This window comes from Ruegeria sp. BC7 (assembly GCF_056539165.1).
Map to the genome: position 1 here is coordinate 1 of NZ_JBQFUL010000011.1, position 24,205 is coordinate 24,205.

Consider the following 24,205-nt stretch of genomic DNA (forward strand, 5'->3'; position numbering starts at 1 on the left):
ACTGTCTTGGCTGCTGCTGGATGCTGATGGTGCTGCTTTTTGTGTTGGGCGTCATGAACCTGCCGTGGGTTGCCGTACTTACAATCGTAGTGTTGGCGGAAAAGACGTTGCCATTCGGGCGGTTTCTGAGCCGAGGATTGGGTTTGGTTTTGATTGCCTGGGGCGGGTGGCTGATCACGATTGCCTGAGGAAACATTGGTGTATTCACAGGCTGGATAAAGGCCACCGCAGAGCGATCTTCAACACGTCACCGGACAAGCAATTTCTGCGGGAGTTTAAGTCCCGCTCCGAATCCTTTGCGGTCATTCGGCTTGACCTGACGCAAGCATTCAAGACAAGCGGCAAAGTAAGGGCCGATCACAGGAAAAATCAGGCGGGGATACCTGCCTTTGCAAGCCCTGCAAGGTAAAGTTCCATTTGATCCTCCCGCTTCAGATAGAACAGCTTATTTTTTGCGAATGACCGCGAGAATTTCGGCTCTTCCACCATTAGGTTATGTACCATCTTGGCCAGATCTTTGTCCCGCCCGAGATTGGCAAGCGCCACGACTGCATGCGCGGTGGCCCAGTATTGGCAATTTGGCACATCGCGAGCCCGCTCTGCCCAGTCCAGAGCTTTCTCGAACTGGTGATCGAAAAGCAGAGTCAGCGCGCCATAGCTCAGAAAGGCCCAAAGCTGTGGATGGTTAGGGCTCATCTCCACGGCTTTTTCGAAATTGGCAATCGCCTCTTCGTATCGTCCCTCATAAGAAAGTGAGTCTCCCAATCCGCAATATGCTGGAGCCAGCGTCGGGTTCAATTTGATTGCAGTTTCATTCTCAGCCAGCGCGCTGCGGTATTCCCGGCGGGCCAGTTGGACTCTGCCCATCAGCATGTAGAGCAGCGCATTCTGGTTATCCATTGAAACGGCGGTGCGTGCGGCAGCCAGCGCTTCGTCCATAAGGGCAGAATCCGGTTCCGTGTCCCAATACACCATCCCGAGAATCGTGGCATAGGCCCACCAGGCATGTGCCTCGGGAAAACTGGGGTCCAGTTCGCGGCTTTGGAGAAACAACCTCTGAGCTTCACGGTTGCTTACGGCAGTAAACTTGTAAAAGTGCGCAAGCCCAAGATGATAGCAGTCCCAGGCATGGGGGTTTCGGCGCGGCGTATCTTCTAACTTGCGCCGGATCGCATTTCCGACCTCGGGCTCCAGCCTGCCAACAATTTTTTCCGTGATCTCGTCCTGAACATCGAAGATGTCTTCCAACTGACGGTCATATTTTTCCGCCCACACGTGGTTGCCAGTCGATGCGTCAATCAGCTGAACCGTGACTCGAATGCGCGCGCCCGCTTTCCTGACTGAGCCTTCGACAACGTAGTCGGCGTCCAAGTCATCGGCGAGCTGCCGAACATTCGGGGATTTTCCCTTGTAGGCAAAGGTCGTGTTGCGCGCGACGACCTCGAGCCAGTGGTGTTTCGACAGAGCCGTAATTATGTCTTCGGACAACCCGTCCGAAAAATATTCCTGTTCAGGGTCGCCTGAAATGTTGTCAAATGGTAATACGGCGATCGCAGTTCCGTCAGGGGACCCGGGCGGTTCAGAATCATAAAGCGGATCTACAGACTCGGCGTCCCCCCACCACCAGACTGGCACCGGTCGATCAATGTTCTTAAGCTCACGGTTTTCTCCGCCTTGGAAGGCGCAAGCCGTTTTGCTGTCCAGGCATTCATAGGCGGAGCCGGAGATGAGAACCTGCCCGGCTTCGGCAAGCGCTTCCAAACGAGCGGCGACGTTAACGCCGTTACCAAACACATCATCCTCCTCGAAAACGACTTCACCTGTGTGTATCCCAATTCTCAACTTCAGTGTATTCTCGCTGGCCAAAGAGTTCTGAATGGCGACAGCACAGGTCACAGCGTCAGAGACTGATGGAAACTCGACTATCCAACCATCCCCCATGCATTTCACTAAATTGCCGCGATGCGCGACTACAGAAGGGTCAAAAAGCCCAGATCGAAGCTCTCGCAACGCGCTGAGAGTTCCGCTTTGATCCGAGTTCATAAGGCGGGAATACCCAACCAGATCGGCTGCTAGTATGGCGGTCAGCCTGCGTTTCAGAGGTCATCCTCCTCCGAGCAAAGTGCAATTATCAAAGATTATCATGCGCAGGCTTGGAAAGAAACCGAAGGGCGACTTCGTCTGCAAGACGGCCGCCGGATGAGTTAAGTTGCAGCGAAGGCATGAGCAAGGCCATTGGATGTCACAGTCGTGCCGAAGCGCAACAGCAGCGCTACTGGCCCACGCGTAACAAGCTGAATTGGAAGGACTGAGAGCTTCCCCAAGGAGTATGGTGTGTGTGCTTCCGATGCGTGACCAGGGAAATACGATCGCCTAATACCTCACATAGCCCCTCTGGATCATAGCGAACGATCGGCAAACCGCTGCACTTCTTCGGACCGTCGAGCGCAAACGTTGCGATAATCGCATGGCTACCTGGGAGAAGGCAGCGGTACAACTGGTCCCGGTAGGCGGAACGGTCGTCCGCATCGACAAGGAAATGAAATACTGCGCGATCGTGCCATAGATCATAGCTTCTCTCCGGGCTCCAGGTTGTGACATCGGCTGCGATCCATTCAATCTGCTCGCCTACGGCGCCAAGTTGTCCACGAGATCGATCAAGCGCAGCTTTGGATACATCGAGCACAGAAACGTCGCTCAGTCCTCTTTCGATCAGGCGTTCTGCGAAGTGTGAAGTGCCTCCGCCTATGTCTATCACAGAGGAGGCATTATCGACGCCGACCACGTCGCAGAGCTCCAATGAGATCGAGGGATCATCCTGATGCCAACTCAGCTGGGTATCGTCTTTCTCGCGGTAGACCTCCTCCCAGTGGCTCACTCTCTCGTCTGCCATGGTGTCTCCACTTGATCCCGTCAGGTGGTGATCATGTAACTTTAGGTCAATGACTGCAATGTCCGCAACTCGGTCGTTGCCCGAGTTTTCGCGAACGTCCGCTCTTGGGTGCAAAGGGGAATCCGCGGAACAACTCGGGATTCGCAAACGTGTCGGTTTGGACTTGCGACCCGACAACGAATACATGCCAGGCAAACGCGTCGGACAATAGTTAGAGGGCTTGGAATAACAGAGGTGGTGTCAGTTTCGCGTTCAAAGTGACAGCGCGCTTGTCTGCTCACACATATTTGCACATGCCGCGAACTATTCGAACTTCGGCTCTGTCTTAGACATGCTTTCCCTTGACTCCATGCTTTCCCACCATGTGTGCAATCCAGGTTTGTCCGAAAGAATGGGTTCTGCATCTGGCGTTTGCACAAAGTACCAGAACACGGGGGCCAAGTGGAGATCGGCAAGGCTCAGATCGCCCCCAACCAAATAGGGATTTCCATCTTGCAAGTCCTCAAGAGTGCCGAGGGCTTTTTGGATCTCGGGCAAAAGGGCTTGGCAGGCAGCTTCGTCGGTCTCGCCACCCATCATCGGTGCAAAAATTCTTTGCTCGCACAAACCAATGACCGGGCCATATGTATAGTTGTCGACAATGCTTATCATCTGCGCCATGCGGGCGCGCTGTTTCAAGCTACCGGGCTGCAATGCTGTGCCATCGAACCCTTCGTCGATGTAACGCTCAATCGCGCCGGTCTCATAAAGGTGAAATCCATTGTGCTCAAATGCCGGAACTTTGCCGAACGGTTGCCTAGCAATCTGTTCAGCTGGCATGCCTTCCATGAAATCAACCTCGACATGGTCATAGTCGACCCCTTTTTCTTCCATAACGAGGCGCACCGAGCGTGTGTATGTGCTGTAACTTGGTCCGTAAAGAGTCAGATTTGCCATTTGACGTTCCTCCCTGAGTTGGAAAGCTAGCACAGCTGCAACTGGCACGCATCGCTTCGGTGAAGCTTTCGGGCAAGAGTCCGGGGTATAGTCGCTTCGGCACAAGAGCTGCCTCTTGGCTTACGGTGAGTTTTGGGGCTAAACCCGCTGCCGTCTGATGCCCACTGGAGAGTCCGGAAACGGGCAGAAAGCTGCCGTCAGGTCGCATCAGTCGTACGGGCAACTCTTGGCACGAGGCCGATAGAGCGCCTAAGGCAGCAATTGAAGCTGAACCAGACATTCAGGTCCCGTGCGCCAACGGCAGGTTTGTTCACAACTCGGACGTTCGCTGCAACTTGCTGAAACGTCTACGTTGCGGACGAAGTGTGGATTCGCGGTACTTGCACCAATTGCAGTTTGATGTGCTTTGCTGACGTCAGAATGAGCGTGAAACGGATGTACAACATCACCGCAAGGCGGATGATTTCGAGACCGTTTATAAGTACTTGAAAGAGGCAGGTCTGCTAATGAGCAAAAGATACGCAACCGCCCTGCAGCGCTCTACCCAAGTTCTTCTGACAAGACCCCAGAGAGATATCGCATCGCTAGCTTTGGATCACCGAATTACGTGAACCGAACACTTGGCATGATGCACGACTCTGTTCGCTGTGGAACCTAGAAATATGTCCTCAAAACCAAGCTTGTGCGAAGCCAAGACGATGCAATCCGCATCACTCTCATTTGCGAAGTCGACAATAGCCCTACCCGCGTGCCCAGAGATGAGCCGAGCCTTCGCGCCTGGAATTTCAGAAGCAGTTTGATGCAGGTTTTCCAGGATTTCATGCCGCGTATTGGCAAGTATTTCGCTGGGAATCTGAGACCCTACATACGCCGGAATTGGTCCTTGGACGTGTATCACGGTGAATACAGCGTCCGCATCAGCCAATTGGCGCGCGGCTCCAAACGACGCTTGTGTGTCGTGTTCTTGGTCCAGAGCAACCGGGATCAGGATATTCTTGTACATTTGACCTCCTATCTACTGCTCCGGTGATTTCAGTTTGGTTTTTCGGAAGCAGGAACCCTACACAGGGTTAGACTTTGAAGATTTCCCCGCGCTCTTTGTAGAGGCTGCAACATCACCAACTGTTTTCTCAACAGCTTCAGCTTCGGTTTCAGCAACATAAGATGCACAACGGGACACCGTTTCAAACCATTCCTGCGCGTCAGCAACCAACCGCTCAGCCGAATGGCGCTGCCATTCCGCCATGCTCTGAAGGGCTTTCGATGGATCGGACGGGTTCGCGGAAGACACATTGCGTGCAGCTTGTAGAGCCGTCCGGACGGCCTCATGACGCCGTTCGAACCAATGCTGCGCAAAGGCCTCTGTTTCTTCGAGCAATTTTTCTTGTGCGTCCCAAAATTGTTCGATCTGGGCACCGAAGGCCGGATTGCCAGACATGGGCGGCTGCATTTGTTTGAAAACATCCAAAAGTGAGGTCGGGCTATTTGTGTTAAATTTCTTTGTCGGCATCGAAAGTTCCTCCTCATTTCCTGAATGAGTTATTGTGCCAAGTGCGGCGCGCTTTCGCCTTAATACAGATCAATATCCTTTTTTAGGGATCTTCGGCCTAAGCTGCGACGGGACACTCGCATTTTCTCCGTCATCGGTTCCTAGCAGGCAGGGTTGGGGTTAGAGTAGTCTAGACAAGAACTTAACGCTTGGTTTTCTATGCACATTGCCGGCTTTCTGATTACCCTTGGTGTGCTCTTCCTTGCCGGATTGGCCGCCGACCAACTCGGCCGGGCCACGCATCTTCCTCGTGTTACAACCTTACTTTTCCTTGGCTTGATCGCAGGGAATGCCGGAATGGGGTTGATCCCACTCGACGTTGCAATGTGGTTCGATGAGGTATCCATCGTTGCACTGACGATGGTCGCATTTCTTCTTGGAGGATCATTGACCCGCGAGAACCTAGTTCGGCATGGCCGAGCCATTCTGACGATTTCGATTTCAACCGTGGTTGCAACCCTTGTTATTGTGTCTGCTGGACTGGCCGCAATTGGCGTGCCCTTCGGGTTGGCGCTGGTGCTGGCGGCAATTGCTACGGCTACAGCTCCGGCCGCCATGACAGACGTGATCAAACAATCTGGGGTGTCCAACAGCTTCACCGAGACATTAAAGGGCATAGTCGCAATTGATGACGCTTGGGGTCTGATCGTATTCAGTATCGCCCTGGTTCTGGCTGGTCATTCGGACGGTTGGGCCACCATCACGACCACAGCGATGTGGGATTTCGGAGGGGCTATTTTGTTGGGTTCCGCACTAGGCGTGCCATCCGCTTACCTGACCGGTCGCTTGAAACCGGGAGAGCCAATGCAGGCAGAAGCAGTGGGCATAGTCTTTCTTACAGCGGGCCTCGCGCTTTGGTTGGAGGTTTCATTCTTGGTAGCAGGCATGGTTGCGGGCGCAGTTATAGGGAATCTCGCCCGCCATCACGAGCGTGCTTTCCATGAGATCGAGCACATTCAGTGGCCATTCATGATCCTGTTCTTCCTGTTGGCTGGCGCCACGTTGGATATTGAAGCCTTCGGCTTGATGGGCTGGGCTGGTGCTCTTTTCCTATTCTTGCGCACCGTCGCCCGCCTCGTCGGGGGTTATTACGGAGCGAGACTTGGCGGCCTGCCTAGCCGTCAGACCCGCTGGTACGGTCCAGCTTTGTTACCACAGGCCGGTGTCGCGGTAGGAATGGCCCTTGTCGCCGGAGAGCAATTTCCACATTGGGCCGCGTCGATCATGGCCTTTACTCTAGTCAGTACTGTGGCCTTCGAGGTGTTGGGGCCGCCGTTGACTCTCATGTCAATCAGACGAACGGCTGACACGGATGAGCAGATTGGTCAGTGACTATTCAGACTGGATCGATTCAAGAAAGGCGAGCAAATTCGCCAACGGCAGGCCTACCATTATAGGTTGCCCATTAGGCAGAGCCACCGTGATTTGTTGGTCTGTCTCAAACACCGCGCCAAAGATTGGCATTTCGCCGCCATGGGCGAGCAATTGTGAACGACCATCAATCTGTTCAGCTATGCGAACTATCGGAAATACACCGTCGTTTTCGCCCGCCAATTTGGTTAGGTCGGGTGTTCGAATAGCCAGCATTTCGGCCATTGGTCCGTCTCCGGTCGCTTCGAAACCGTGACATTGCCAGCAATACGTCCGGTACAAATCACTTCCCTCACTGACGCTGACCTCCTGCGCTAGTGCAGGTCCCGTGAACAACAGTGCCAGTAAAATCCCGCGAACAATCTGCATATGCTCCTCCAATTCGCTGCCCCGGATGAAGATCTTATTAAACGGTGTAGCTAGGGAACGTCTTTGACCTTGCTCATGTTGTTCGCACCAGTACCAACATTGGCGTTTCAGTCAAATAGCGTTTGAGCGCGCGCCGAATCTAATCCAGCCCGGCCTCCAACTACGCCACCTCGTCATCGACCCCACCACCCTTGCGCCCAGACGGCACACCTTCCAATGCGTTCAAATGCCAACGAATTCGCCAGAGGTGATAAGACACGCGATGCAACCATCTGAGGGCATCCAAGCGAGCCCAGACCACTTCATCCGGCAGACTGTCAGTCGCAGCGTCGGAGATGAGCAAGTCTCTGCGAAGTTTCCTCTGTCGCCGCAGAAAACGGCGAACGCGGTTCAGCGAACTTTCACACTTCACTGGATTGTCGACTTCCAAGTAACCATCAGTTGCTGCAACCATCACCGAAGCAAGCCGTTTCAAACGCCGGTCTTTTGGTAACTCGCTTATCCGATCATCTTGGCTACACCGGTAAAGCAGCCGGTCAAGATGATCGAGGATATGGTACATACCCTTGATGTTGGATAACTCTACATCGGACCTGCTGGACGGTTCTATCTTGTCTAGGTACGAGCGCGCTTCGGATACAGCAGTCTCAATGTTCTCCCGCCCATAGTCGGCTCCGCTTGACTGCGATACCTCAATACATGACCGAAGGTGCGCCACTTCGGCCCTTACAACACGTTCGACTGCAGCTTTTGCTGCATCCACAGCTATTTCCGGCATCCCGAGGACGAGAGGATCCAAAGATCTCGTTAACTCAGCACCTCTGTCGGGTACAAGCGCCTCGACAAATCTGGCGAAGGGTTTCGCGAACGGCAAGATCAGCGCCACGCCTATGGCGTTGAAGAAACTATGGAACGCGACAAGCGCAGTCAGAGAATTTCCTGCCCCCGCGCCGCTTACAAGGACCGAAGTAAACGGCCCCAGCAGGAAAAATGCCATTATACCCGTCATCACGTTGTAGATCACATGAGCAAAACCGGTGCGGCGAGCCATAGTGCCCCCACCAAAGGTGGCCAGAACAGCGGTGAAAGTCGTCCCCACGTCCATTCCAATGACAAGTGCCGCCGCTTGAGGGAAGTTCACAGCACCAGCGCTTAACGCAGCCAATGCTGTCGCGACGCCAGCGCTCGAAGACTGCGTCACCATCGTTATCAGGACGCCGATCAATACAAGCTTCAGCCTGCCTAGCAGTGTATCTGGCGGAAAATCGGCAGGGGTAACTACGCCGCGAAACGCGTCAAGCCCGGACTTGAGCTGCTCGATCCCAATGAAAATCAAACTGAACCCGGCCAACGCCAGTCCGAGGCCGGAAACTGTTTTTCTTCCCGAAAGCGCCAGCAAAGCCCCAATAAAAACAACTGGCAACATCACTTGCCCCAAGTCTAACTTGAACCCCAAGAGCGCGACGAGCCAACCTGTCATGGTCGTTCCGATATTGGCCCCAAAGATGATCCCAAGCGCTTGGGGAAACGTGAGCAGACCAGACGCGACAAATCCGACGGCCGCAACGGTGGTCGCACTGGAAGATTGGATTGCAGCTGTCGTGACCGCGCCTGTTACGGCCCCGGTAAACGGTGTCGACGTGAACCGGCCCAAAATATCCCGCAGTCGCGCCCCTGCCAAAGCCTTCAATCCGTCCGTCATCAACAGCATTCCGACAAGGAACAGGCCGATGCCGCCCAAGGCTGGTAACAGGTTCCAAAACATCACGAATAGCTTTCCACCCTAAATCTCACACCGACTAACACGTTTGCTTTGCCTTTAAGTTCGACGACAAACGACAGTTGGTTTGCGTTCAGCCTCGCAGACCCGACGCCGCGAGTTGATTGACATAGATCAAAGCACCAACATGAACTACATAGTGAAATTCGAATGTTTCAACATATTCTACGTTCACCGTCCTGTCCCCAAGTAAACACAAAGGTGAATGGAATTTTGAAGGAGCGGAAGTTCCACCCACGGGGGCTCGGCAGGAGTGATGGCGAGCCCCCAGTTAGTTGATTGGCGCCCAATGCGCCCAGACGTTGAGACACAATGCATTCGGTGCGGCTTTGACCATAGGATTAAGCCGCTGCGCCAATCGAGACAAAAAGAGAAGGACGCCACTGACGACGTTCGGAATGGGCAGTTGGCGGAAATCACTTATGAACTCTGTTGATCCAAACGAACAGAAACTCAGACGGGCCCTTACTACCCCGTTGCTCACGCTTTATGGCCTTGGGGTAACGGTCGGAGCGGGCATTTACGTTTTAGTCGGTGCAACAGCAGACATTGCCGGACCGTTTGCGGCGTTGTCGTTCGTTGTAGCCGCGCTCGTTGTATCACTCACCGCGCTTTCGTATGCGGAACTTGCAACTCGATTTCCTGTCAGCGCAGGTGAAGCAGCCTATGTTGAGGCGGGATTTCGGAAAAACTGGATGGCGGTTTTCGTTGGGCTTGCGGTGGCAGCCTCGGGCGTTATCTCCGCTTCTGCCGTTGCAATTGGCGCAGCATCATACCTTCACGCTTTGACCGGTTTTTCGATCCCTATTTTGAATATCAGTGTTGTTTTGATCATGGGTTTAATCGCACTTTGGGGGATCACTGAGTCGGTCTTTGTTGCGGCCGTCATCACGATCATCGAGATCGCAGGTCTTTTCTTTGTGATTGGCTGGGGCATGTCGATCCAGGATCCGCAGGGATACGGGATCAGTTCGATGCTTCCGCCGCTGGAACTCGACGCGTGGAAAGGCATTTTCGCAGCATCACTTCTCGCCTTCTTTGCATTTGTTGGCTTTGAGGACATGGCCAATGTCGCTGAAGAGGTTAAAGACCCTGTGCGCACCATCCCAAAAGCGATTATGCTAACTCTCGTTCTGGCGACCGTGTTGTATCTTGGAACCTCAATGACCGTTCTACATGTTGTTCCGATCGATGTTCTTTCGACGTCCGCAGCACCCCTCGCGCTTGTGTTTTCAAACGCCCCCGAGGTGATTAAACAGGGCTTTTCCGCAGTCGCGATTGTGGCGACAGTCAATGGAGTACTGATCCAGATGATCATGGCCTCGCGGGTGATCTACGGACTAGCAGACCGTGACCATTTGCCGAAGGTTCTGGCGATAGTCCCTAAAGCAACGCAAACACCGGTTGTTGCTACTTTGCTGGTTGTGGCGATAATCGTTCTGCTGACTCAAACTATACCGATTGGTACTTTGGCAGAGCGCACATCCCAGATCGTTCTGGGCGTCTTTGTGCTCGTCAACATTTCGCTGATCCTGCTGAAGATGCAGCCGGACGAGGCCGCCAAGCATTTCCGCGTTCCTCTTGTGGTACCGATCCTTGCGGTGATCACCAGTGCATTGCTTTTCGGATCTGGATTTCTCTAACTAGACAAAACGACCCAAAGGCCTCCACGAGCTGCCATGGCATATGACGACTGACCAAACTTCCATAGGATCAAAACTTTCGGCCTGGTGGCATAGAACGTTTGTGGATCTGGTTCAGCAGCTGCAATGGTCCTATCTGCCGCCATTGATGGTCTATTTTGCGGCCGGCGTGTCCGGCCTGACCTCAGTCGTCGGCGCTTTTTTCCTGAAAGACTACCTCGATTTATCCGCCTCTTTCGTTGCAGGACTCGCGTTTTGGGCTGGTATCCCGTGGATACTCAAAATGCCGCTTGGTCATGTTGTGGACCTGTTTTGGCGCTGGAAGTCCCTGCTGATCTTGTTCGGCGCATCCCTGATCACGTTATCTTTGCTCACCATGTACGGCCTCGTGACCGCACCTGCGCAGATGTCCAGTTTCATGCCACTGGAAGACTGGTATGTTGTTGCCTTGCTCTTGGCGCCTTCGGGCTATGCCATTCAGGACGTTGTTGCCGACGCCATGACGGTTGAGGCGGTGCCAAAGGTTGACCCAAACGGCCTACCATTTTCGCCTGAAGAAACCCGTGCTCAGCACACGACGATGCAAACCTTGGGCAGAGTTTCCATTATTTCCGGGTTTGCCGCGGTTGCAGCTGTAAACATCTGGATTTTCTCTGGAACAGAGGACTTGCAAAAGCCCGATCGTCTTACACTTTATGGCCAAGTTTACCTGATAGCTCTGGCTATCCCTGTATTGTCCGTAAGCGGCGTCGTCCTTCACAGCTTGATCCAGCGTCAGCGTATAAGATCGGGCCACCCGCCCTACAAGCCGGATGAAGTCACCGAAGTCAAATGGTCCATATTGCTGGGCGGCCTGGCATTCGTTGTGCTTAGCATCGTGTTGGGAACCGCCGATTTCGAGTTTGCGCAAGAAACAGTCTTTGCGGTTTCTCTAACGGTGATCCTGTACCTCATGTCGCGCCTACTCAAAGAGCTGGAACCGGCCCAAGCCAAAGCCTTAATCGGGACAGCGACAATCATTTTTGTTTTCCGTGCCGTTCCTCTGCCGGGACCAGGCCTGACTTGGTTTGAAATCGATGAACTGGGGTTCGATGAACAATTCCTAGCAATTCTGGCTCTGTTAACTTCGCTGCTGGCGTTGCTCGGGTTAATCGTTCTCCGGCCGTTTATGGCCAATCGCTCCATTGCGCATGTGGTAGTATTGCTGACGATCGCCGCGGGCGTTCTCTCACTGCCCAACCTTGCCCTCTACTACGGTGTACATGAATGGACGGCGGCGCATACCGGCGGAGTCGTCGACGCAAGGTTCATTGCCATTCTTGATACAGCGGTTGAATCGCCGCTTGGGCAGATTGCCATGGTCCCGATGTTGGCTTGGATCGCACGCAATGCCCCAGTTCAATTGAAAGCGACCTTTTTTGCCGTGATGGCATCGTTCACAAACATGGCATTGTCGGCCAGCAGCCTCAGCACCAAGTACCTCAACCAGACGTACGTAATCACGCGCGCTGTCACCAACCCTGAGACCGGTGAGGTCACGTCCACCGCAGACTACAGTCAACTTGGATACCTGCTAATATGCGTGGCCATGATCTCAGTGATTGTTCCACTCGCTACAGTGTTCTTCGTTCAAAACTCACGCTTCCGAACGAGCGAATGATTACTGGCTTTCCACCTCTCCCAGCAGAACTCTGAGATGTGAGACCGGGACGCCGATGTTTGAACCACCAAACTCGGGCAGGATCGCAGCATTGATGGCAACGACCTCGCCCCGCCGATTCAATGCTGGCCCTCCACTCCCACCGGTCGTAGTCTCAGCGTCATAAACGATTGCGCTCCCACTCGTCCGCGCAACGATCCCCTGGCTTGCTAGCGGGTGGATCTTGCTTTGTGCTGAAAGCCGGGACGCTATCGACCAAAAATTCAACGTCCCCTCTGTTTCCAGTTCCTCTAGAAAGCCCGGGCCAGCCTGCGCGATCAATGCTTTCAAACCCGTTGGATACCCCAACAGATAAAGCTCTTCACCCACGCGCGACGTGGCATCCGCCAACGGAATGCCGAGGCCCTGAACGCGACTTGTCTCAACTGCCAAAATCGCCAAGTCTGCAGCTTCACTGAACCTGACCAAACGCGCCTCTATTGGTTTCGTCTGATCAGGCAAATAGGCCAGCAGCCTCAACATCTCTGGCTCAAGGCCAGCGTCACTCAGCGCTTTTTCTCGGTTCCCCGAGGTCCAGGGCAAAGCGACATGGCGGTTGGTCGCCATCAACGGGACCCCAGCGATCAAAAACCCCGTTCCGGTGAACTGAAACTCTGCAGGTTCGCCGGTCCCGTCCGGTTCGATCCAAGGCTGACCAAACGGGGTTTTCAGGTTTTCTCTGTTCGGTCCCAAAACGTGCCGTAGTATCTTCCCGCTTTCCACGTGGCGCAATCCATAAGCTCCCTGAAGGAAAGCGACAGATCGAGTGGAGGCAGCTATCACTCGCGTGGGTGCCCCCGCCCGCTGTTCCAAGGTTCCAAGACGCTGCTCGGTCGACAGAATTTGGTTCTCAAAAGCGTCACGCAACGAAGCTAAGTCATCAGGCGTAAGTGCATCTTCTCGCGTCTGGGCAAGCATAACCGCGACCGCTTCGATCTTGCGGGACTCCTTTTCGATACTATCCGCCAAGCGCCGGTCGTTTTGGTAAAGCAGGTACCCAAACCCCGCAATCACAAGAAGCGTTGCAAGAACCGTGATCCTGAACAGTATCGTGGTTTGAGAGGCAAGCCGCCGCCCACTATCGCGCAAGGCACCAGATATCTTTTTGGCGAAGGGTCGACGGCTCGTTCGGGTGTAAGCATATGCATCGCTGAGGATATCTTCGACTGTGTGGTGTGCGGGAAATGAGTGATCGCACAATCTGTATCGAGACATGGGGCCCTTTTCGCCGAACTCGATCATGTCACCATGCCTAAGAGACGCCGCAGAGGCTTTTTGCCCGTTTACCCATACATTGCGCCCAACCGATGCGGCTATTGTGTAACCGTCGTCAGCCCACTGTAGTGTGGCAATATCGTTGTCATGGGGAGGCAGGTCATCTTTGGGTCGAATGCTTAACACCCTGCCATCACCAACAGAGACGGTCAGGGCTTTATCGACAAGCCAGTTCACGTTTCCGCGCGATGGACCTGTAAGGCTCTCCAGAAAGGCCCGCACCTCACCTTCACCACCATTCACTGAGGGTGTCATGTCGCTCACTTCTGGTTTGCGCATTGTGGCCCCCTATCCAAACGCGTGAGGGCATTCTACCACGCCGCAACACCAAACCCATGGTTTGACGCAAATGTACAAAAAATCACATTTAAACAAGCACCTGCGATGTTTACCGAATTCAACCCAAAACATCTATCAGACCGCAGTTCGAAGAAGGCCGATCCATGATCGGCCCTCTGCTTTGGCATTTTCAAGCCTCGTATCGAGCCAACTGACCGTCTATTTCGACGATACTTTGATCTTACGGCTTGGATCCTGAGGCTCAGTTTTCGGCATTTCGATATGCAGAACGCCCTTGTCGAATGTTGCTGAAATCTTGTCGATTTCCACAGTGTCTGGCAGCGACATGGCTCTGGAAAAGCTGCCATAGCTTCTTTCGCTGACACGCAGATCGCCCGTTTCGTCATGCGCAATCTTCTTCTGACCGCGCAGGATTAGCCTGCGATCCTTGATTTCAATTTCCACATCATCCTCTTCGAGCCCTGGCAATTCAGCCGTCAGGACAATCGCAGAATCCGTTTCTTGGACATCGATTGCAGGTGAAATCGCACCTGTCATGTCAAGAGACGGAAAACCCGTGCGTTGCGCAGCCGTTTCCATTGGTAGGAAAGGTGATCCTCCCCCGAAAAAACGCGACATCAGGGTTTCCATTTCACGCCGAAAGTTGTCAGAGAGCGGATGCATTCCAGTGAAAAGTTGTGGGGACTTTTTGTCTTCTAGCATTTCGAGCCTCCTCCTTTGGCCTGATTTCACGCGCGCAACATTATGACAGGAAAAGTGGCAAAGGACCTTGATCTTGCGCAAGCATGCAACCTCAGCATCAGCCAGACCGAACGCAGCGGCTGAACGAACAGAAACGGGAAACGTCGTCCACTAAACCTGCCACGTCGTGGTGGAGTTAGCACCATTCCCAGTAGTCTTGATCGGAAACCCAGGTCAGCTTAGCGTTTATTTTGAATGAGCCCGAGTTGCCTACCTTTAGCGCAGTGGAGCAAAACCGTATGAAATGGCCTTATCTGGCGCTGATTTACGTTTTGCTGATCTTGGCTCCCCTGGGTTTTTCTTGGTCTCTGGGATGGCCAACACGATCATTTCATCAAGAGCTCGCGTCCGGGCTTGGAATGCTTGCTTTTTCAATAATCTTAGTCGAGTTCCTGCTGTCTGGGCGGTTCAGGTTCATCTCTTCCGGTCTGGGTATGGATGTAACCATGCGAGCGCATCAGTTGATGGCGCGTACAGCACTCGGCTTTGCGCTGATACACCCGCTGCTATATCAGGGCACGCCTTCGGGCGGACGCCGTCCGTGGGATGAAACAAACCAACTTACGATTTCGACCGACTTTTCTGTGCTGGTATCGGGCATCGGCGCATACTTATTGCTGTTCATTTTGGTCGCCTCGGCAATTGCACGCAAATCCCTTGATTACAAATACGAAACATGGCGCCTCTTACACGGGCTGGGAGCCTTGGTGATCGCATGCCTGCTGTTGCATCACACGGTCTATGCTGGGCGCTACGGTGGGCATCCGCTACTAACCTATCTCTGGCTTGCCCTAACCTGTATTGCAGTTGGAACTTTGCTGTATGTCTATCTCGTTCGCCCTTTACGTCAGAGGAAAAGACCGTGGCGTGTCACGTCTGTGTCTCGACTAACGCCGAAGCAATGGGAGTTGCGCGTCGTGCCAGATGGTCACAACGGACTAAACTTCGAAGCAGGGCAATTTGCTTGGCTAAACGTCGGCCACAGTGTTTTTTCGCTGCATGAGAACCCATTCTCGATTAGTTCCGCACCAGCCGAAGGCCCCGAAGTTTCATTCGTGATAAAGGAGCTTGGGGATTTCACATGCGGCCTCGGACAGATCGCTCCGCAAACCACGGCCTATCTGGATGCCCCGCACGGAAATCTGTCGATCAGCCACCGAACTGAGAAAGGCATTGTTCTGATCGCAGGTGGTGTCGGGATCGCGCCCATGTTGAGCATTGTGCGTCAGGTACGGTTGAGCGGAAAACAGTACGATCTCAAGCTTATCTATGGCAACCGGGTGGAGGAGCAGATTGCTTTTCGCCAGGAGTTGTCCAAAGAAGAAACAGTGTTTGTTCTATCCGAGCCGCCAGAGGATTGGTCCGGAGAGACAGGATTGATCGACGGTCATCTGTTGGACCGCAATTTGTCTTCTGTTCAATTTGAAAGCTGGCTTTTTGTTCTCTGCGGCCCCCCTGCCATGATGGACACCGTCGAAGATCATCTGATTGAGCGGGGCACCGCTTCACACCGGATTTTGTCTGAAAGGTTTGACTATGATTAGACTGCTGAGAAATCTGCCCGCACGCCAACAAGTGAAACTCGCAGTGTGGTTGATCAGTATTTCAATCTTCGTCGCTGTCTTGGCCTTTTGCTTAAGGTAGAAAGCGAGACCGCCAGGGGTTGGCTCGCTTCAAGGCTGCCGGCCGAAAAGGCAGTTTTTCTTGGAGATGGATGCCGTCACGAACTTCCTTAAAAACATGCTCCGCGTGGACAGCATGAGCATATCGCAACGATCCAGATATGCCGCTATGAAACGCCTTTGATAGAGATCAAGGGCAACGCACGTCACTTATTCATAATAAGCAATCTATTCAGACCGATTTATGGGAGGATCGGAATGACCTTACTCATCGCCTTCGCCACGGTCGAAGGCCAAACAGCAAAGATTGCGCGCTTCATCACCGATCTCGCGAAGAATGCCGGTTTCGACGCAAAGCTGATCAATACTGATGAAATGCCCAGCCACGTTTCACTTGACGATGTGGTCAAGGTTATTCTCCTGGCCCCTGTCCACGAGCGTAAGCACCCCAAGTCATTCGAAGCATTTGTCGCTTCAAATAGAGATGCCTTAATGAAGCGAAAGTCCCTCGTGCTTTCCGTCGGTCTAAAAGCTGCTTTTGCGTCAGGTCGAGAAGAAGCACGCGACTATCTTGACGAAATGCTTCTTCGAACAGGTTTTGAACCAAATGCGACGGCTTTGATCGCAGGCGCGGTGAGGCCCGAAAACTACGGGTATTTTGAGAGGGAGATTCTTCAGCACGTCGTCTTGCTCGGTCGAAAAATCGATCCACGAGAAGGGGCAAGGGAGTTTACTGACTGGGATGAACTCACGTTAATTGTGATAGAGTTCCTTGGCGAAAACGGGCGGGCAAACACGCTTCAACCTCAAGCAAACTCTTAATAAAGTCTCTCAAGTATTTACCGATGAACTTTGATTGCTATGACTCCCAGAAAGTCACAGTTATCGGCTCACTTCATCAGTGTCCGAAAAGCACTGGTAAACTTGTCTGCTCCAACATTGCTTGCGTCGCGCCCCCAAAAACTGATTCTCGCAAATGGGAATGCCCAAAAGCGCCCATAACAATGAGATCGGCGCCCGCTTCTCTTGCTTGTTCTTGAATGCAATGTGCAACTGAATTTCCCCCGCACTGGAACTGCGACACGGTCGCCTTGCAACCGTGATGACTGAGCCATCCAGCAATGTCAGTTCCGGGCACTTCACCTTCTACGCCATCAGGCGACGACAAATCAAAACACCCGATCACAACTTCGTTGGCCGCCAGAAAAAAGGGTAAAGCTAAATGCGCGGCCCTAGACGCAGGCAGGCTATCATTCCATGCCAAAAAAATGCAGTCGCGTTGGGCAAACGGATCTCCATTGATCATCAGAGCAACCGGCGAATGAAACAATACTCCGCACGTGATCTTGTGAAATAAATCGGGGTCTTTTCGCAAATCAGCGTCTAGAAAAGCGATATCAGAGCATTTGGCTTGTTCTGCTACAAGTTGCTGTAACTCCGCTCCAAGTCCCATGAAACCAGTTACATTTGCAGATACGCCCTGCCCAGCAAGAAGCGTTTCAACTTCAGTGGCGCGAGACTTCAGGGCGGCATTTTTCGCGTGAAGAACGTCCAACCAGTTTGAGGGCAGACCCGCCTCAACGAACCTGTTTGATCCATACTTCAGGTAAGGCAGGTTAGGTAAGGCCGCGATCAATACGCAATTCAAGTGGTCGTTCTGGAAATGGGCAGTTTCAGCGCATTCCAAAATCGACGCGTCCTCAGTTTCAACTCCTACAAAATAAGCCACTGTTCTGTGTTGCATTCCCGACCTCCGCTCGGAGCTTCACTTCGTCCAAGAGCCGTACGCACTGACTAAACAAACAAATAGACAATGTTGTTAGTCGCTCATCTTACTTCGGCAGCATGAAGAACTCTTCCAGCACAATCTTTCCTTCTGCCACCGAGTACACTGCGATCTCGCGTAGGGTCATACGCTCACCCGTAGCCTTCTGAATCACTTCAGCCGTGAAGCGCACTCCAAAGCGGTTGGGTGGGTGGACGTAGGGGCCATCCACGTCTAGTTCTTGGATTTCATGCGATGCCAACCAATCCTCTCTTTTTCCCTTGATGGCTTCTCGCCCCTTTGAAACGCGGAATTGTCGAACCGGAGGCACGACTGCCTCTATCGACTGTGCGTTTTCGGCATACATTTCATCAACACTTGCAAGGCCCCTGCGCTCACGCATGGCCTGGGCGAATGATCTTCCGATTTCAATCAACTCTTCCATGAGCCACCCCCTGAATTACCATTGACAGTACCACTTCTTGCCCGCGCCAATCTTGACAAGGATCAATAAGCATATCGATGGATACTGTGAGGCCGGTTCGAACAAGTCTCAGCTAGGCCAACAGAGATGTCGCTTATAACGCGCCAAGTTCGCGCCACTCGGCAAGAGCGGCGGTGCCGTGACAACTTGAAGGTGTCTCGGCTGGGAGGGGATCGCCCCTAGTTGAAGTGATTGGATTCGGAGGAGTGAACGGCGACGAGCTTCTGCAAACTTCGCATCCGCCTTAACCGCTGCATCGTATGTCGCGAACGGCTGTTTTGTCCGCACAGCAGTCGTTCAACCAAGTTGCAGCGAATGACTGCTTCGAGCCCAAAGCGGTCAATTGGAAGAATAGTATTCTATCTTCAAATCGACTCTATACTTCTGGGTCGCTCGAAGTTTTATCGAGCTCAGCGAGTTCCTCCCAAACGCCTTCAGGGATGGACCACTCTGCCCATTCCATCGCCTGTTGAACATGCTGAGGCCACGTAACTCCGCAAATCGTCGAAGTGATATCTTCGTCTTTTAACGAGTATTGCAAGGCTGCAGCACCGACTGGAACATCGTAATGACCGCATATCTCTTCGACTGCACGTATTGGCGCAAGTATTTCATCATCTGCTGGTCGATAAACGTAGAAGCGGTGAATCGCGCTGCCTCGGGCCAATACACCTCCTGAAAAAGGTGCTGCGTTCAATATCGAACAGCCCCGCGATTTTGCGAATTCAATCAGAGGTGCCGCATTGTTATTTACCAGCGTGTGCCTGTTGTGTGTCAGGACTACGTCAAAATCCCAACCCTCCAAAATTGGCATCATCAAATCGACACGTCCCGCAGCAATTCCAACGGCCTTTGCCAAACCTTCGTCCTTGATACGAAACAACTCTTCAATCGCGCCACCGCTTTCTTTGACCTCCGATAAGTCGCTGGCGTATTCGACATCATGGATGTGGAGAATATCAACGCTGTCGACACCGAGAGCTCTAAGGCTTTCCTCAAATGATTTTCGTGCTTGGAATGCATCGAACGCGCCGGTTTCCAGATTCCTGTCGACTTTGGTGGAGAGGACTCGTCCCCCCGGCCACCCGCCAAGCTCACGAATGACTTTCCCGATGCGCTCTTCACTTCGGCCCATGGCATAGCAACGCGACGTGTCCAAGAATGCATTTGGCTGCGAAAGAATTGCCAGAATGGTACTAATCGCTCGGTTTTCGTCGACTTCATAACCATAGATTTCCGGAATACTGCCCAAGCCTGTAGACCCAAACCCGACCTGAGGGACCCGTATCCCAGTCTGACCAATCTCGCGTAACTCCGCCATGCCATCCTCCCACTAGGTTCTGGAAATTTGCAAATGCTGCGCGATTAAATTCTTAGAAACAAGTCAGTATTGCTGCCGGGGTCTCTCTTGGGAGGCGCTGCAATCGTTCATGCAGTCCTACTATGAAGCTTTTCTGCAAAATGGTTGCTTTGTCCGCCTAGCAGTCGTTGAATGAAACTCACTTAACATCGGCACCAAGGCCGGAGCGTTCGTTGAAAAATGGAATTTAACAATTTTCATCTCGATAGAAAGCCCCACCAAGTTTGACCAGCAATCAGCCGGGGACCAGCAAAATCGCTTAAACTTGGATGGGGCTGAGTGCTGGTGGTGCAACACCTGTTATCGAAGTAGGCCAAACTATTTAGAAGGCAAAACAACTGCTGCGAACTAGTTGACCACCATTGCACACCCGGACCTCCAAATGAGACATGCGATGTGAGTTAGCGAATGGGCGATCAGAAGCGACTGCAGGTTGATGTGAAGGCTCAGCCATGGCGACCGAACCCAATCGCCTTTGCTGTTTTGGATAAGGTGGCCTTCCTTTTGCACCATTCGATGCGTGTACTCATGTTCGACAAGCGTACGAGCGTAGATCGCAGCTAGATGGACATCCGTTCCGGTCCACCGAGATCTTGGACGACCCAACAACACTTCTTGGAACACGCGCTCGGCCTTCGCTTGGTCGTGCTGCCACGGCTCCACATCTGCAGGCCATTCGATGGGGTTTTCGCCCAGATGCTTCCAAAGTTCTGATGATGTCGCGACACTCTTCCGGGGTGCCAGACCGCTTCCTTTTGGCATTCGAATATCCTCGCTTCATAGCTTGATAGGGAGACGCTAGCGGGGTGTGGTGGGGGTAACGGAAGTATCGACCGTGCGGAAAGGGTGCCGATGCCAAGTTCTGCCGCAAGCCGTCCTATGTGTCGCAGGTCCAATACAGGTATCCGGGCAAATACGGTCGCGTGGCCGTATAGGTCTCGGTTTTCTTCAAAGTCGAAGCCTACGGTCAAGTTGTCCCTGGCCCCCCATTCTGCATAGAGAGACGATTTATAGTCAAAACCGTGGTGCTGTTCTTTGAAAACGGTCGCAGAAGCAGCGGTGAAGGCTGCGTCTTTTTCTCTTAGCCACGCACCAGACAACGCAGGCGAGGCGATGGTCAGTAGCAGAAGAAGGCAGACAATCCGGCGCATGCGCGCAGCATCCGGCAGCATGGTTAACGGATCGTTAGGATTTGTTGGTTTCTGAGAAACCAGGACGTGGCTGGCATTCAAAGGAAACCCGCGACGTTTTCAAAACCTATGTTAAGTTCAGAGTGAACAAGGGAGATTCCAGATGCCGAAAATTGCTAAGAACGCAAGCGTCCAAACCGTCATCACCACCTTTGAAATGACGCCGGGCACCTGTCATGACCTGCTCGAGGCTTTAACCGATGCCTATGCGGAATTCATATCTAAACAGCCGGGTTTTGTTGCAGCTGGCCTGCATGTGAATGATGCGCAGACCCGAATTGCCAATTATTCACAGTGGGAGCGCCGCGAGGATTTTCTAGCTATGCTGCGCACCCCAGAGATGCGCACCCGGAATCGGAAGATCAACGAGCTGTGCAAAAGCTTCGAGCCAGTCATGTATGATGTTGCCGAAACATTCGGCAGTTCGTGACCTAAATCAAAGCTCTGATACACGAATTGCCGCATCTTGTCCTAAATTGAACGGAGGTGCGCGTCATGTATCACAATATTCTGGTCCCTATTTCCTTTGATGCCGAGCGAGATATTTCCGGCCCCCTGAAGCTGGCCGAAGTTTTAGCCACGCCGGGTGCGCAAGTGACATTGCTGCATGTGGTCGAGCATATTCCAAGCTATGCAATCTCTTACATGCCGCCCGAGTACTTGGCCGAAGCGCGCACGGCGCTTCAGACAGAATTGGACAATCTGGCTGCGAAGCTACCCAACGCGACAGGGGTTGTGGTCGAAGGGCATTCGGGGCGAACGATCCTTGACTGGGCGGAAGAACATAAACCCGATTTGATCATCATGGCCTCGCATCGACCGGGGATGCAGGATCTGCTTTTGGGCTCGACGACGAACCACGTGGTGCGACACGCGGCCTGCGCGGTTCATGTGGTGCGTTGATCGGGCAGTAAATCCCCTTGGGCAAGGCGCCAAGCCTTGCCGAAACCGCCATTCAGCAGACCTTCGGAAATCTCAAACTGGACAAACCCAAAGTCGGTGAAATCTGCGTATAGTTTCGCTTTGGGCCTCTGGCTCAGAAAGTGGGCGCGCAGCTTTTCGTGTTCTTCGGTCCTTCTGGCGATGAAGGTGGCGCTTGCATGCAGGGTGAGGCGCGGATGGGTCAAGGGGTCGCCGGAATTGCCCGGCTCTCCGATCAAAAGCGCGCAGACCGGGTTGACGCTTAGGGCGCGTGTGTGGTCCGCCAGCGTTGAAATCAAGGTGACCGGCGATCCGGTCTGGTCCAGAGCCAAGGCAATACGAGACACAGACGGAGCGGCTGTATCCGGGCGCAGAACGGCCAGTGCGCCATAGGTGGCGCTGGCGAGCAGGTCTTTTGCCAGTTTGCGGGCCGAGTCATCTACGTCTCGGAAAGGGGTCGAACTTGTCATGTCGCACCGCAGGGTAGGAGAGTTTGCAGCCCAAGTGTAGACGTCAGCAAAGCGTTTTGTCAGGGGTAATCGCGGGTGATTAACCCTCGGATTCGTCACAAAAATAGTGTATGATTGTCGTATGCTGCCCCAATCCCCTGTGCCGCGACAATTTTTTACCGATCCGAACACGCCAGCGCGCCGCAGGCGTGCGGAATCGTTGCGACGGCGGGCGCTTTCGCCTGTGCGAATCCTGATCATGGTTCTCTTGCTTCCGGTAACGACCGCAGCAATCGCGTTTAGCGTTTACTTGCGGACGTCCAAGTTCGAGCAGGAAGATGCGATCTTTCATCTCATCGCGTTGGGAGGGTGCTCGACCTCCGAAGTCATTCTTCCGGGGCCGTATTTCATAGGAGAGCCGGGATATCACCGACGCAACGACCCCGATGGCGACGGAGCCGCATGTGGCAATGCCTCTCAAACTGCCGCGTCCGCGACGAGTAAGTTACCCAAGGCCGCGACCGTCCACGCGGTGGGAACCGCCAAATTTATCCGGCCCTGAGTTGGCAGTTTATTCTGACTTGCCTAGCGTTGCGCGCACCGCCAAAACTTCACAATGACACGCGACGACTTCAACGAATTCTGCGCCAGTCTCAAGGCGACCACCCACGTTGTGCAATGGGGCAACGCGGATGTGTGGAAAGTGGGCGGCAAGGTCTTTGCGATCTGCGGCTGGAACGAGGGGCGCGACGCCTTCACCTTCAAAGCCACCGATCTGGCCTTTGAGGTGCTAAGCGACCAACCCGGCATCCGCCCCGCGCCCTATCTGGCCTCACGCGGGATGAAGTGGCTACAGGTCTACGAGGCGCGCGGGATGAGCGACATCTCCCTGCGCGATCATATCGTGACCTCGTATGATCTGGTGGTGGCGAGACTGACCAAAAAGGCGCGGGCGGAGTTGGGGGTTTAGGGCGGCGGTTGGCGCTTTGGACCTTTGGTGTGCTGGGCCGAAAGTTTGAATTGTGAGAAATTTCAACCGCCTCAACCTTTGTTAAAGGACTTGATTTTACGCGGGGCCGGCCACTTTGGGTGCCGATCAAGATTTGGTAGAGAGTTTCGTATTTCATCAACCTATTGTGGCGGTGTCAACACCTAGGGTAGTATGAGTGGCATAAGTAGTTGATTCTGCGATGGGCTATCGAAAGAGGTGGGCAAATGATTAAGGCAAAGAAGCAATCCTTGACCACTTCGGAGGCTGTCAGTCTTTTCCGAGAAATGATCGGTTATCGTCGAATTTTTTGCGAGGATGCAGAGTTCTTTCGGATGACTGATGTTTGGAATTGGCTGGCTGACTGTGAAGGTGAAGTCAAAATCAAAACATTCAGGACTGAAAACGCGGAGGACTACAAACGTAAAGCGGGCGTCGTTGCTTTTGGGGAACGCTCAATGCTTGTGGTCGATGAAAAGCTGCTCAAAAATGCTGACGAAGGGTGCAAACTGTCCAATTTCATGTTGGCTCATGAATTTGCACACTTGGCGCTAGATCACCACGCTCAAGAAGCCGTTGTTAAGCACTTTCAACTCTTCGCAACAGCGAGTGGCAACGCCAATATTCCTCCGACAAAGGAGGAATACGAGGCAAACTTGGCGGCTGTTTTCTTCCAATGTGGGGTGGCACTGCTAGATCCGAAAATTGACCCATTGACGCTTGCTCATAGAGCACATTCTGACGTCACTGAAGTTAAGAAAGTTACACGTTTGTGCCGCATGGACGTTTTTTGTGACGAGCTAAAGCGGCAAGCTTACGGTGTAAAGCGAGTCGTGTTGTAACAACTGAATGGCAGCGGAGGCATCTTTT

Annotated in this window: 25 protein-coding genes and 1 pseudogene; 11 read left to right on the forward strand and 15 right to left on the reverse strand. The window is 53.2% G+C overall.

Annotated features, from left to right (window positions below; translation table 11 throughout):
* The coding region (locus tag ACR0KS_RS18840) for a copper chaperone (protein ID WP_480693301.1) at positions 1–188 on the forward strand (188 nt) is incomplete at its 5' end.
* A 181-nt stretch (positions 189–369) separates the two neighbouring features.
* Here the strand turns inward: ACR0KS_RS18840 and ACR0KS_RS18845 are convergent.
* The 5 genes from ACR0KS_RS18845 to ACR0KS_RS18865 form a co-directional block, all read right to left on the reverse strand.
* Positions 370–2,100 carry an adenylate/guanylate cyclase domain-containing protein gene (locus ACR0KS_RS18845; protein WP_480693303.1) on the reverse strand — a complete coding sequence of 577 codons (1,731 nt, stop codon included), beginning with the start codon at positions 2,098–2,100 and terminating at the stop codon, positions 370–372.
* A 172-nt stretch (positions 2,101–2,272) separates the two neighbouring features.
* Positions 2,273–2,893 (reverse strand): class I SAM-dependent methyltransferase, encoded by a 621-nt coding sequence (locus tag ACR0KS_RS18850; RefSeq protein ID WP_170558291.1) that lies wholly within the window; start codon positions 2,891–2,893, stop codon positions 2,273–2,275.
* Between the two features lie 303 nt (positions 2,894–3,196).
* On the reverse strand, positions 3,197–3,829 hold the full coding sequence (locus tag ACR0KS_RS18855; RefSeq protein WP_170567999.1) for a glutathione S-transferase family protein: 633 nt from the start codon (positions 3,827–3,829) through the stop codon (positions 3,197–3,199).
* Between the two features lie 595 nt (positions 3,830–4,424).
* Positions 4,425–4,832 carry a universal stress protein gene (locus ACR0KS_RS18860; RefSeq protein WP_170568000.1) on the reverse strand — a complete coding sequence of 136 codons (408 nt, stop codon included), beginning with the start codon at positions 4,830–4,832 and terminating at the stop codon, positions 4,425–4,427.
* Between the two features lie 57 nt (positions 4,833–4,889).
* The gene (locus tag ACR0KS_RS18865) at positions 4,890–5,339 is read right to left on the reverse strand and encodes a phasin family protein (protein WP_170418691.1); all 450 of its coding nucleotides are present in this window, start codon (positions 5,337–5,339) and stop codon (positions 4,890–4,892) included.
* Between the two features lie 198 nt (positions 5,340–5,537).
* Between ACR0KS_RS18865 and ACR0KS_RS18870 the strand changes: the two genes are divergently transcribed.
* A complete protein-coding gene (locus ACR0KS_RS18870) occupies positions 5,538–6,710 on the forward strand; it encodes a cation:proton antiporter domain-containing protein (protein ID WP_170568001.1) in 1,173 nt (390 codons plus the stop codon).
* Here ACR0KS_RS18870 and ACR0KS_RS18875 read toward each other — a convergent pair whose 3' ends face one another.
* Positions 6,711–7,118 carry a c-type cytochrome gene (locus ACR0KS_RS18875; protein ID WP_170568002.1) on the reverse strand — a complete coding sequence of 136 codons (408 nt, stop codon included), beginning with the start codon at positions 7,116–7,118 and terminating at the stop codon, positions 6,711–6,713.
* Between the two features lie 160 nt (positions 7,119–7,278).
* Entirely contained in the window at positions 7,279–8,883 is a 1,605-nt protein-coding gene (locus ACR0KS_RS18880; protein WP_170568048.1) for a Na/Pi symporter, read from the reverse strand.
* 437 nt (positions 8,884–9,320) lie between these two features.
* Here ACR0KS_RS18880 and ACR0KS_RS18885 point away from each other — a divergent pair, with 437 nt between their 5' ends.
* Positions 9,321–10,541, forward strand: a complete 1,221-nt coding sequence (locus ACR0KS_RS18885) for an amino acid permease (RefSeq protein WP_170568003.1) — start codon at positions 9,321–9,323, stop codon at positions 10,539–10,541.
* A 43-nt stretch (positions 10,542–10,584) separates the two neighbouring features.
* Complete coding sequence (locus tag ACR0KS_RS18890) at positions 10,585–12,201, forward strand: MFS transporter (protein ID WP_170568004.1); 1,617 nt, start codon at positions 10,585–10,587, stop codon at positions 12,199–12,201.
* On the opposite strand, the gene ACR0KS_RS18895 is transcribed toward ACR0KS_RS18890, so the two are convergent.
* Together ACR0KS_RS18895 and ACR0KS_RS18900 are read right to left on the reverse strand one after the other, a co-directional pair.
* Complete coding sequence (locus tag ACR0KS_RS18895; RefSeq protein ID WP_170568005.1) at positions 12,202–13,794, reverse strand: S1 family peptidase; 1,593 nt, start codon at positions 13,792–13,794, stop codon at positions 12,202–12,204.
* Between the two features lie 219 nt (positions 13,795–14,013).
* Positions 14,014–14,598, reverse strand: coding sequence for an Hsp20/alpha crystallin family protein (locus tag ACR0KS_RS18900; protein ID WP_170568006.1), 585 nt, complete (start codon positions 14,596–14,598; stop codon positions 14,014–14,016).
* Positions 14,599–14,795: 197 nt separating this feature from the next.
* Here ACR0KS_RS18900 and ACR0KS_RS18905 point away from each other — a divergent pair, with 197 nt between their 5' ends.
* Entirely contained in the window at positions 14,796–16,100 is a 1,305-nt protein-coding gene (locus tag ACR0KS_RS18905) for a ferredoxin reductase family protein (RefSeq protein ID WP_170568007.1), read from the forward strand.
* A gap of 336 nt (positions 16,101–16,436) precedes the next feature.
* Positions 16,437–17,000, forward strand: a complete 564-nt coding sequence (locus tag ACR0KS_RS18910; protein ID WP_170426893.1) for a flavodoxin domain-containing protein — start codon at positions 16,437–16,439, stop codon at positions 16,998–17,000.
* A gap of 76 nt (positions 17,001–17,076) precedes the next feature.
* Here the strand turns inward: ACR0KS_RS18910 and ACR0KS_RS18915 are convergent, their stop codons facing one another.
* From ACR0KS_RS18915 to ACR0KS_RS18935, 5 genes and pseudogenes are all read right to left on the reverse strand, one after another.
* Positions 17,077–17,922 (reverse strand): universal stress protein, encoded by an 846-nt coding sequence (locus ACR0KS_RS18915; protein WP_170426894.1) that lies wholly within the window; start codon positions 17,920–17,922, stop codon positions 17,077–17,079.
* A gap of 88 nt (positions 17,923–18,010) precedes the next feature.
* Positions 18,011–18,388, reverse strand: coding sequence for a nuclear transport factor 2 family protein (locus ACR0KS_RS18920; RefSeq protein ID WP_170568008.1), 378 nt, complete (start codon positions 18,386–18,388; stop codon positions 18,011–18,013).
* Positions 18,389–18,521: 133 nt separating this feature from the next.
* Positions 18,522–18,699: pseudogene (locus tag ACR0KS_RS18925) on the reverse strand (IS6 family transposase); the annotation flags it as partial.
* Between the two features lie 104 nt (positions 18,700–18,803).
* Positions 18,804–19,748, reverse strand: a complete 945-nt coding sequence (locus tag ACR0KS_RS18930; RefSeq protein ID WP_170568009.1) for an aldo/keto reductase — start codon at positions 19,746–19,748, stop codon at positions 18,804–18,806.
* A gap of 387 nt (positions 19,749–20,135) precedes the next feature.
* Entirely contained in the window at positions 20,136–20,549 is a 414-nt protein-coding gene (locus ACR0KS_RS18935; protein ID WP_170568010.1) for a hypothetical protein, read from the reverse strand.
* Between the two features lie 531 nt (positions 20,550–21,080).
* On the opposite strand from ACR0KS_RS18935, the gene ACR0KS_RS18940 reads away from it, so the two are divergent.
* Both ACR0KS_RS18940 and ACR0KS_RS18945 read left to right on the forward strand, forming a co-directional pair.
* Positions 21,081–21,407 (forward strand): antibiotic biosynthesis monooxygenase family protein, encoded by a 327-nt coding sequence (locus ACR0KS_RS18940; RefSeq protein ID WP_170568011.1) that lies wholly within the window; start codon positions 21,081–21,083, stop codon positions 21,405–21,407.
* 65 nt (positions 21,408–21,472) lie between these two features.
* A complete protein-coding gene (locus tag ACR0KS_RS18945) occupies positions 21,473–21,880 on the forward strand; it encodes a universal stress protein (RefSeq protein ID WP_170388960.1) in 408 nt (135 codons plus the stop codon).
* Here the strand turns inward: ACR0KS_RS18945 and ACR0KS_RS18950 are convergent.
* Positions 21,865–22,368 (reverse strand): pyridoxamine 5'-phosphate oxidase family protein, encoded by a 504-nt coding sequence (locus tag ACR0KS_RS18950; protein WP_170568012.1) that lies wholly within the window; start codon positions 22,366–22,368, stop codon positions 21,865–21,867. The two genes, ACR0KS_RS18945 and ACR0KS_RS18950, sit on opposite strands and share 16 nt — an antisense overlap.
* Positions 22,369–22,606: 238 nt before the next feature.
* Here ACR0KS_RS18950 and ACR0KS_RS18955 point away from each other — a divergent pair, with 238 nt between their 5' ends.
* The 3 genes from ACR0KS_RS18955 to ACR0KS_RS18965 all read left to right on the forward strand — a co-directional run bounded on the left by ACR0KS_RS18955 (position 22,607) and on the right by ACR0KS_RS18965 (position 24,177).
* Positions 22,607–22,909, forward strand: a complete 303-nt coding sequence (locus tag ACR0KS_RS18955) for an excalibur calcium-binding domain-containing protein (RefSeq protein WP_480693302.1) — start codon at positions 22,607–22,609, stop codon at positions 22,907–22,909.
* A 54-nt stretch (positions 22,910–22,963) separates the two neighbouring features.
* The gene (locus ACR0KS_RS18960; protein ID WP_170568013.1) at positions 22,964–23,317 is read left to right on the forward strand and encodes an MmcQ/YjbR family DNA-binding protein; all 354 of its coding nucleotides are present in this window, start codon (positions 22,964–22,966) and stop codon (positions 23,315–23,317) included.
* 245 nt (positions 23,318–23,562) lie between these two features.
* Positions 23,563–24,177 (forward strand): hypothetical protein, encoded by a 615-nt coding sequence (locus ACR0KS_RS18965; RefSeq protein ID WP_170568014.1) that lies wholly within the window; start codon positions 23,563–23,565, stop codon positions 24,175–24,177.
* Positions 24,178–24,205: the final 28 nt, after the last annotated feature.

Coding starts and splice junctions, on each gene's coding strand:
- ACR0KS_RS18860 (WP_170568000.1), bottom strand. CDS start 4,832: ATGTACAAGAATATCCTGATCCCGGTTGCTCTGGACCAAGAACACGAC.
- ACR0KS_RS18880 (WP_170568048.1), bottom strand. CDS start 8,883: ATGTTTTGGAACCTGTTACCAGCCTTGGGCGGCATCGGCCTGTTCCTT.
- ACR0KS_RS18850 (WP_170558291.1), bottom strand. CDS start 2,893: ATGGCAGACGAGAGAGTGAGCCACTGGGAGGAGGTCTACCGCGAGAAA.
- ACR0KS_RS18915 (WP_170426894.1), bottom strand. CDS start 17,922: ATGCAACACAGAACAGTGGCTTATTTTGTAGGAGTTGAAACTGAGGAC.
- ACR0KS_RS18945 (WP_170388960.1), top strand. CDS start 21,473: ATGTATCACAATATTCTGGTCCCTATTTCCTTTGATGCCGAGCGAGAT.
- ACR0KS_RS18960 (WP_170568013.1), top strand. CDS start 22,964: ATGACACGCGACGACTTCAACGAATTCTGCGCCAGTCTCAAGGCGACC.
- ACR0KS_RS18920 (WP_170568008.1), bottom strand. CDS start 18,388: ATGGAAGAGTTGATTGAAATCGGAAGATCATTCGCCCAGGCCATGCGT.
- ACR0KS_RS18890 (WP_170568004.1), top strand. CDS start 10,585: ATGACGACTGACCAAACTTCCATAGGATCAAAACTTTCGGCCTGGTGG.
- ACR0KS_RS18865 (WP_170418691.1), bottom strand. CDS start 5,339: ATGCCGACAAAGAAATTTAACACAAATAGCCCGACCTCACTTTTGGAT.
- ACR0KS_RS18965 (WP_170568014.1), top strand. CDS start 23,563: ATGATTAAGGCAAAGAAGCAATCCTTGACCACTTCGGAGGCTGTCAGT.
- ACR0KS_RS18935 (WP_170568010.1), bottom strand. CDS start 20,549: ATGCCAAAAGGAAGCGGTCTGGCACCCCGGAAGAGTGTCGCGACATCA.
- ACR0KS_RS18910 (WP_170426893.1), top strand. CDS start 16,437: ATGACCTTACTCATCGCCTTCGCCACGGTCGAAGGCCAAACAGCAAAG.
- ACR0KS_RS18950 (WP_170568012.1), bottom strand. CDS start 22,368: ATGACAAGTTCGACCCCTTTCCGAGACGTAGATGACTCGGCCCGCAAA.
- ACR0KS_RS18955 (WP_480693302.1), top strand. CDS start 22,607: ATGGTTCTCTTGCTTCCGGTAACGACCGCAGCAATCGCGTTTAGCGTT.
- ACR0KS_RS18930 (WP_170568009.1), bottom strand. CDS start 19,748: ATGGCGGAGTTACGCGAGATTGGTCAGACTGGGATACGGGTCCCTCAG.
- ACR0KS_RS18940 (WP_170568011.1), top strand. CDS start 21,081: ATGCCGAAAATTGCTAAGAACGCAAGCGTCCAAACCGTCATCACCACC.
- ACR0KS_RS18895 (WP_170568005.1), bottom strand. CDS start 13,794: ATGCGCAAACCAGAAGTGAGCGACATGACACCCTCAGTGAATGGTGGT.
- ACR0KS_RS18885 (WP_170568003.1), top strand. CDS start 9,321: ATGAACTCTGTTGATCCAAACGAACAGAAACTCAGACGGGCCCTTACT.
- ACR0KS_RS18905 (WP_170568007.1), top strand. CDS start 14,796: ATGAAATGGCCTTATCTGGCGCTGATTTACGTTTTGCTGATCTTGGCT.
- ACR0KS_RS18875 (WP_170568002.1), bottom strand. CDS start 7,118: ATGCAGATTGTTCGCGGGATTTTACTGGCACTGTTGTTCACGGGACCT.
- ACR0KS_RS18855 (WP_170567999.1), bottom strand. CDS start 3,829: ATGGCAAATCTGACTCTTTACGGACCAAGTTACAGCACATACACACGC.
- ACR0KS_RS18870 (WP_170568001.1), top strand. CDS start 5,538: ATGCACATTGCCGGCTTTCTGATTACCCTTGGTGTGCTCTTCCTTGCC.